The organism is Candidatus Pelagibacter communis (assembly GCF_001180205.1).
Lineage (GTDB): Bacteria > Pseudomonadota > Alphaproteobacteria > Pelagibacterales > Pelagibacteraceae > Pelagibacter > Pelagibacter ubique_O.
Genome location: NZ_CVSU01000112.1, coordinates 1 through 6,409 on the forward strand (window position 1 = coordinate 1; position 6,409 = coordinate 6,409).

Genomic DNA, 6,409 nt, shown 5'->3' on the forward strand with positions numbered 1-6,409 from the left:
TCTGTCTCTACTCCTGTAACAGCTTGACTGTTACTTCCTCTTTTAAATCCTGTTACTTTTACTATTTCTTCCTCCCATTGCACTTACGTATAAATCTCCTAAACCTGCCAGACCATAAACAGTTTCCTTTTTTCCTTTAAAATAATTTGCAAGATATTTCATTTCATCAATTGATTTTCTGAATAAAGCCGATGATGTATTGTGCCATTGCCCAGCTCCAATTATCATAGAATAAATATTTTTTATTGCAGATAAAAACTCAACCCCATTAACATCTCTACTAAATTCAGTTTGATAATAATTTGTTGAAATTAATTTTCGTATTTTTTTTGCAGTATTTATATTTTTATTTGCAACAACAGTGAAGCTTTTAACTTTTTTAGCTAATTCTTTTGCTAAACATGGGCCTTTCAAAACTGAGATATTTAAATTTTTATTATATTTTCTTAATAAGCTAGACATTGAAATTAAATTTCTACCATCTAATTTAAGACCTTTTGTTAATACCAAAATAGGTGATTTATTTTTAATTTTTGATAGATTTTTTCCAATCAAGTCTATTCCAATAGAGCTCACAGCTATTACAATTAAGTCCCAATTGCGATTTAAAATGTCACTTGAAAATTTATTTATTTTTAATTTTTTTGGTAAATTTATATTTAATGATGAGTGATATTTTTTTTTTGAGTTTAATTTTTTTAATAATTTAAAGTTGTATGGCTCCGTTAACACAACCGAATGACCATTATCCAACAATGGTATTGAGAAAGCAGCTCCCATAGCTCCCGCACCAACAATTAATATTTTTTTCATTTTTATCTTTATGCTAAGGTTTTTTTAATTGCTTGCTTCCAACCATGCAATATATGATTTCTAAGTTTTTTATTAATTTTTGGTTTAAAAGCTTTATCTTTTTTCCATGTATTTTTTATCTGATTTAATGATTTGAATTCTCCTACTTGATATCCTGCAAACAGCGCAGCTCCTAGTGCGGTAGTTTCTAAGACTTTCGGTCGAATTACTTTTAGATTAATTACATCTGCCAAAAATTGTGAAAACCAATTATTAGCTACCATGCCCCCATCAATCTTTACTATTCTGGGCTTTAAACCATCTTTATTCATTGAATAAAATAAGTCATAACTTTGATAAGCAACAGACTCGACGGTTGCTCTCACTAAAGTTTTCCAATCACTATCTCTTGTAAGTCCAGTTATTAAACCTCTAGCGTCAGGTCTCCAATAAGGTGCGCCTATTCCACTAAAAGCTGGAACAACATAAACTTCATTATTGCTTTTTGTTGATTTAGCTATTTTTTCAGTTTCATAAGCATTGTTTATTAATTTAATTTTATCCCTTAACCATTGTACGCCTGCTCCTGCTATGAAAATAGATCCTTCAAGAGCATACGTAGTCTTATTATTCAATCGGTAACAAATTGTAGTTAATAACTTATTTTTTGAATTTATTTTTTTTGATCCAGTGTTCATTATTACAAAAGCACCAGTACCATAAGTACTTTTTATAGATCCTTTTTCAAAACAAGCTTGTCCTACAGCTGCTGCTTGTTGATCTCCTAAAACAGCTGAAATGGGTATTTCTTTTCCTGTAACTCTCTTATCTGTTTTTCCAAAATTATCTGCAGAATTTTTTACCTCAGGCAAGATACTCCTTGGAATTTTTAATTTCTGTAAAATTTCATTATCCCATTTATTGTTATTGATATTAAACAACATGGTTCTACTTGCATTGGTAGCTTCGGTTAAATGCTGTTTACTTTTGGTTAATTTCCAAATCAAGAAGGTATCCACCGTACCAAACAATAAATTATTAGTTTTTAGTAATTTTTTTGAAACTTTAACATTATCTAAAATCCATTTTATTTTAGTGGCAGAAAAATAAGGATCTATAAATAACCCTGTTTTTTTTCTAAAAGTATTTTCATAATTTTTATTCTTTAGAGATTTACAATATTCCTGGGTTCTTCTATCTTGCCAAACGATTGCATTATAAATAGGTTTTCCAGTTTTTTTATTCCACAAAATTGTAGTTTCCCTTTGATTTGTAATTCCAATAGTAAGTATATTACCTTTTAAACTTTTGGCTTTTTTAATTACTTGCTTTAATGCTTTAAGTGTTGTCGACCAAATTTCATTTGGATTATGTTCTACCCATCCATTTCTAGGAAAGTATTGTTTAAATTCATATTGTGAAATAAATTTAATGTTCCCCTTAGTATCAAATAAAACAACTCTTGATGAGGTCGTTCCTTGATCGATAGAGACTATAAATTTTTTCAAAATACTAAGCTATACCAAGATGTTTTTTTCTTTTTCCAACCCAAGTTCTAATCAAATTATCAAAGATCAATCCTATAAACGCAACACAGATACCTAAAGTTAAACCGATTCCTGCTCCATTTTTATCTGAAAGTGCTTTTAAAATGTATTGACCAAGATCTTCTGTTCCAATGAAGGCACCAATTATCACCATAAATAGAGCAAAAACTATTGTTTGATTTAAACCAAGCATCATGTGTGGAAATGCTAATGGAAACTCAATTTTTGTTAATCTTTGAAATTTATTCACACCAGACATTGTTGCAGCTTCATGTAAGCCAACAGGAACACTTCGAAGTCCTTCTATTGTATATCTAGTTGCAGGAATTGTTGCATAGACAATTACAGCAATTAAAACAGATGTATCTGTTATTCCAAAAAGCATCATTACAGGAATTAAATATACAAATGATGGGAATGTTTGAAATATATCGCAAACACCTAGCATAAATGCTGCAGATTTTTTGTTTTGAAAACATAATGTTCCAACTGTAAATCCTATTAAACAAGAAATAACTACACCAAAAGTTGCCATGTATAACGTTACTAGTGCTCTATCCCACCATGGACTTAATGCTATAAATAAAGTCAAAGCAGCAACAACTAATGCTGATCGAATTCCTCCAATTAAATATCCTGCACCAACTGCTAGTACCAATGTAGCAACTGCAGGCATTCTTAAATACAACGCTCTCATCGGCTGAAGCACATCTTGAATTAACCATGTATTAAATGCCTTAATATAAACGAAGAAAGTATCAAAAATCCAATCAACTCCTTTATTCCAAAAATCTGCTGTTGATATTCCTTTATTATGAGGAATTTCAAACAAGTAATTAAAACTACCTTTGAAAATAAAAGTCCCAACATATGCAAGAATTATTCCAATTACGAATGAAGCTGCAAAAAATATTACGTTTTTATTTCTTTGGAAAAATGTCAGATTACCAAAATAATCTGTTTGTTTATTTGCCCAAGCTAAAGACATTTTATCAAGTAAAATTGCAATTAGACTAATACACAATCCTGCTTCCAATGCTAATCCAATATTAAGTTGGTTCAAAGCTAATAATAAATTAAATCCTAAACCTTTGGCACCAATGAAAGCAGATATAACTGCCATTGAAAAACAAACCATAATAACTTGGTTAACTCCAATTAAAATATCCCTTCTTGCTGTTGGAATTAGTACCTTGAACATTAATTGCCAATTGGTACAACCACTCATTCTTCCAGCTTCAATAACTTCTGGAGGTATGGCTCTTAAACCTAATATTGTTAATAATATCATTGGTGGAACCGCAACAACCATAGTAATAATTACAGCAGCGTGATCACCTACTCCAAATAAAACAAGTGCAGGAACTAATACAGCGTATTGTGGCATAGTCTGCATTACTAAAAGAATTGGGTACAATGCTTTTTCAACACGTTTACTTTTGTAAGCTGCAATACCAAGGCCTAAACCAAAAATAAATGAAAGTGGAGCTGCAACAAGTATAAAAGAAAGCGTTTGCATTGATGGTTTCCATTGACCAAATATAGATATATAGATCATTGTTAAACCTGCAAACAAAGCCAATCCTTTTCCACTTAATTTATAAGATAGTATAGCTGCTCCAGCTGCAACAATGGTCCAAGGTAAACCTGGCAACTCTAACCATGGATAAGCATCAATAAAATCCCAACTTGTAAATGCAACAATAGTTTCTAAACCTCCAAGTAAAATCTCCCTTATTAATTCAATTAGAAAAGTCATAAATGAAGTTAAATTTCTACTTATCTCTAATAATAATGGTCGAGTTTTAAATTCTTGGGTATCTTCGTTCCAAAACTCCATTGGCATCCATTCATTCATTAAGAAAAATAAAGAGTCATTTATCCAAATAGGCAGCCATCCTAGAAGTGGAGGCAATCTCCAAAATACATCAAAGGCATAATACCTAACCTCTTTGCCTAGAAAAAAGTAAACACTTTGGTTTGGATCTTTAACAAATTCAGCCTGACCTCTTATAAATTTATAAGTTTCAGGAACATCGATAGCAAAGCATAAAGCAAAAAATACAATTAATAAAAATAACCATTGAAATAATTTTGGATATTTTTTTAAATACTCCATATTTTAACTACCGTTTTTTCTTCCTCCAAAAACTGTATCTATTATTTTTGAAGGTTTAATTGATCCTACAATATTATTACTAGAGTCAACTACTCCCACTAATTTTTCTTGAGTAAGTATTTTTTCTGCAACATTTTCTATAATTTCATCTTTTGATACTTTTAAATCTCCTAAATTATCTTTACTTGAAGTATCCATTACATCCTCAATAATCAAAACCTTCTCTCTCGGTACTTCTTCAGTAAACTTTCTTACATATTCAGTTGCTGGATTTAGTACGATATTGGCCGGTGTATCTAATTGTTCAATTATACCATCTTTCATGATTGCTATTCGATCAGCTAACTTTAATGCTTCATCAAAATCATGAGTAATGAACATGATGGTTTTCTGTAATTTTTCCTGAAGTCTTAAAAACTCATCTTGCATTTCTTTTCTAATCAATGGATCTAATGCAGAAAAAGGTTCGTCTAAAAACCATATATCAGGCTCTACTGCTAATGACCTTGCGATTCCTACCCTCTGTTGTTGTCCACCTGAAAGTTCTCTTGGAAAATAATTCTCTCTTCCGTCTAGTCCAACTAGTTTAACCATTTCCATTGCTCTACTTATGCTCTCTTGAGTATTAGTGCCTTTTATCTGAAGTGGAAAAGCAATGTTTTCAACAACTGTTTTATGAGGCAATAAAGCAAAGCTTTGAAAAACCATTCCCATTTTATTTCTTCTAAGCTCAATAAGCTCTTTATTATTTAATTCTAATAAATCTTGACCTTCGATAAAAATTTTTCCACCGGTAGCATCCGTTAATCTTGAAATACATCTAAGAAGTGTTGATTTACCTGAACCAGATAAACCCATTACTACTAACATTTCTCCTTTTGCAACTTCAAAAGAAGCATTATTTACTCCAACAATACATCCTTTTTCCTGAAAGGTTTTTGCATCTACATTGCCATTAGACTCTTCAAGCATCTTTTTGGCATTTTCTCCAAAAATTTTATAAACCGACTCGCATTTGATTACAGTTTCAGACATAAATTGTTTTAAAGTTATATTAAATTCTATAAAATTAAAATGTTAATAATTGTTGCCTTTCCTCATTAAAAATTTTTAATAAAATAAACTCTAGTATCAATTCCAGTACTTAAAAAACTTAAAGCTTCTCCACTTATAGTAATACTTTCATCAACACCTACGTTATTTCCACTAACTGTAAAACCCGCAAAACATTTACTTTTTTCTTCATCCCATTTAACAAAAGTCTCATCAATTTTATTTCCATTAATTGTATAAAGCTCATGTGCTCTAAAATTTAAAAAATTAGCACCCATAATTGCTCTTTGTGGAATTAGTTTAGTAGCCTTACATACTTGCTCATATACATCATCCGTTAATTTGTAATGATCAGTTCCATCAAATGAAACTAATATTCCAGAAGGTAATTTAGATATTAGTTCGCTAAGTTTTTTTTCTTCAGCAATTCTCTCCTCTTCTAACTTCATTCTTTTTACTAAATCGTCACCTTGTCCAAAAATTCCATTTAAAATACTAAAAGATACAATTACTATTAGAGTGATAAATATAAGACCAATAAATTGCCTTAGAGACTCAGGTAAATCTTTTATTTTATTAATATAATTTTCTTTTGACATTATTCTTGTAACTTACCGTTTTTCCAAATACCTGATTTTTGTTTTCCATCTGCCCAAGTAAATGTTCCTTGGCCATTCATAAAACCGTTAGCCCACTCCCCTTCATAAGTAGAACCATCAGGGAATGTTAATGTTCCAATTCCGCTCCAAACACTATTTTTAAATTCTCCTTTATAAATATATCCATTTGGCCAAGTCTCTATACCTTGTCCTTCTTTTTTTGTTGCAACCCATTCTCCTTCATAAGTTGTTTTATCAGTATAAACCCACTTGCCATATCCATTATCACAATTACCCTC

Annotated in this window: 6 protein-coding genes; all 6 read right to left on the bottom strand. The window is 30.7% G+C overall.

Features of this window, described 5'->3' with window-relative positions:
• Window positions 1-42: 42 nt before the first annotated feature.
• Window positions 43-813, bottom strand: coding sequence for a 2-dehydropantoate 2-reductase N-terminal domain-containing protein (locus AMO08_RS05210; RefSeq protein WP_075485884.1), 771 nt, complete (start codon window positions 811-813; stop codon window positions 43-45).
• An 8-nt stretch (window positions 814-821) separates the two neighbouring features.
• Window positions 822-2,300, bottom strand: a complete 1,479-nt coding sequence (glpK, locus tag AMO08_RS05215; RefSeq protein WP_075485886.1) for a glycerol kinase GlpK — start codon at window positions 2,298-2,300, stop codon at window positions 822-824.
• A gap of 4 nt (window positions 2,301-2,304) precedes the next feature.
• Entirely contained in the window at window positions 2,305-4,458 is a 2,154-nt protein-coding gene (locus AMO08_RS05220; RefSeq protein ID WP_075485888.1) for an ABC transporter permease, read from the bottom strand.
• 3 nt (window positions 4,459-4,461) lie between these two features.
• Window positions 4,462-5,493 carry a quaternary amine ABC transporter ATP-binding protein gene (locus AMO08_RS05225; RefSeq protein ID WP_075485890.1) on the bottom strand — a complete coding sequence of 344 codons (1,032 nt, stop codon included), beginning with the start codon at window positions 5,491-5,493 and terminating at the stop codon, window positions 4,462-4,464.
• A 65-nt stretch (window positions 5,494-5,558) separates the two neighbouring features.
• Complete coding sequence (locus AMO08_RS05230; protein WP_075485892.1) at window positions 5,559-6,110, bottom strand: hypothetical protein; 552 nt, start codon at window positions 6,108-6,110, stop codon at window positions 5,559-5,561.
• A partial coding sequence (locus AMO08_RS05235) for an MORN repeat-containing protein (RefSeq protein WP_075485894.1) occupies window positions 6,110-6,409 on the bottom strand: 300 nt, incomplete at its 5' end. The genes AMO08_RS05235 and AMO08_RS05230, both read right to left, overlap by 1 nt.